The organism is Paenibacillus alkalitolerans (genome assembly GCF_016482785.1).
GTDB classification, from domain to species: domain Bacteria; phylum Bacillota; class Bacilli; order Paenibacillales; family YIM-B00363; genus Paenibacillus_AE; species Paenibacillus_AE alkalitolerans.
Genome location: NZ_JAEMXM010000053.1, coordinates 1 through 1,885, shown reverse-complemented (window position 1 = coordinate 1,885; position 1,885 = coordinate 1). Strand labels below are relative to the sequence as shown.

3 protein-coding genes are annotated in these 1,885 nt (G+C 40.8%); all 3 read right to left on the bottom strand.

The window, feature by feature from the left end; genetic code table 11:
• Nucleotides 1-109: 109 nt before the first annotated feature.
• Nucleotides 110-460, bottom strand: coding sequence for a HepT-like ribonuclease domain-containing protein (locus JET16_RS29695; RefSeq protein ID WP_199624851.1), 351 nt, complete (start codon nt 458-460; stop codon nt 110-112).
• Entirely contained in the window at nt 457-744 is a 288-nt protein-coding gene (locus JET16_RS29690; protein ID WP_199624850.1) for a nucleotidyltransferase family protein, read from the bottom strand. Before JET16_RS29690 ends, JET16_RS29695 begins: the two co-directional genes overlap by 4 nt.
• Nucleotides 745-1,111: 367 nt before the next feature.
• A complete protein-coding gene (locus tag JET16_RS29685; RefSeq protein ID WP_199624849.1) occupies nt 1,112-1,660 on the bottom strand; it encodes a GNAT family N-acetyltransferase in 549 nt (182 codons plus the stop codon).
• Nucleotides 1,661-1,885 lie beyond the last annotated feature (225 nt).

Here is a 1,885-nt window from a genome sequence, read left to right as displayed (position 1 = left end):
GGCCGCGATGCGGTTAGTCGGTGCAGGGTTGTCCGCTGAATTCACTTCCTCGAAATACCTCTTGCGGACCAAGGGACGGCGTGGGACGGCCCGTAGCGTGAATGTGGTGTTAGATGAAGTCCCCTTCTTCTTGAATAACCCTCAGAATACCTGGTTTTACTTCTTTTAGGTTTGTTGTCGCCACTTCCCATACAATCGATTCATCTACCCCAAAATATTCATGTATCAGCACATTCCTCAGTGCAATCATTTTCCTCCAAGGGATTTCCGGGTACTTAATCCGAATTTCTTCCGGAACATTCCCTGCAGCTTCGCCTATTACCTCAAGATTTCTTATAACGGCATCAACCATCATCTGGTTATGACAAAAGGAGTCATAACTGACTCCCTTGGTGTAAGTTTCTATACGCTCGATTGATTCTAAAATATCTCTCAGTGGTAACAATTTTCTTTTGTTCATTGAAACTGCACCTCAGCCATAATCTCATCACGAATCAATGGTTTTAATGCGTTCACAGTTACTAAATCAATTGGTTTTTTTAGGAGTTCCTCTAAATAATCCTTTAGATCAAAAAATTCAAACCCAACTGGTTTTGAAAACTCCACCAATAAATCAATATCGCTTTCTTCCGACTGCTCATCACGTACATAGGAACCAAATATTCCGATCCTTTTCACGTAATATTTTTCCTTTAAGAAAGCTTTTTGTTCCTTTAATATGCGTTCAACATCACTACGCATCATCGGATTACCCTCTTTGCAATAAATGTATGTAACCATTATAGACCAAAATGGCTCTGTTGATTATTAGTTTTTCGGTTTTAAGGGGATTTCATCTAACGTCTNCCTTTAATATGCGTTCAACATCACTACGCATCATCGGATTACCCTCTTTGCAATAAATGTATGTAACCATTATAGACCAAAATGGCTCTGTTGATTATTAGTTTTTCGGTTTTAAGGGGATTTCATCTAACGTCTTTGCATTCACGAACCCTCACCGGCTTAGATAGCTCCTATCTTAGCCGGTGCAGGGTTGTCCGCTGAATAGCTTCCCCGAAAATGCTTCTTGCGGACCGAGGGGCGTCAGCCCCGATGCGTGAATGCGGTGTTATCTGATGCCGCCCACTTCTTTGAAATACTCACAAAAATTACTTATATCCTTCCAACCTATGGCGATTTCAACAAGATTGTCATCACCAATTAATACGTTCTTTCTTCCAACTATCTCCCCACCGTTCTTTATATAAAAACCTAGTGTTGGATTACCCTCCAACACCCATAACATTAATGATCTACATCCCTTTCCTTTAAGCGATACTACCGCCCTATCAAATAATAATTGACCAATCCCTTGACCATGATAATCCTTCAAGAGATATAGAGAATATAACTCTCCATCATGTTCAAACTCACTATTACGATTTTTCCCTACGTTTGAAAAACCAATGACCCCTTTATTGGAGTCCTCCGCCACAAAAATCGTCTCATCTTGGTTTAAATTATTGAATGTCCATATCCAATTACGTATTCGCTTCTCTAATGTAATATTTGATAAATATGAATCGGAAATGAGCTCTTTATAAGTAGATTTCCAGCTTTCCAAATGAACAAATGCAATCCCTTCAACATCATCAATGCAAGCTTCCCGTATAAGCATAATTCACCACCTTATGATAAGATCTTTCCATGTTTTTGGGCGGTTTCAGATAACGTCTCTTGCATTCACGAACCCTCTAAAGCCCCGTAGGGACAGGCGCGATGGCTTAGTCGTGCAGGGTTGTCGCCTGAATCAACTTCTTCGAAATCCCTCTGGCGACCAAGGGAAGCTTGTTGGCCCGCAGCGTGAATGCATTGTTATCAGATGTCAGCGACCTCTTTGAAA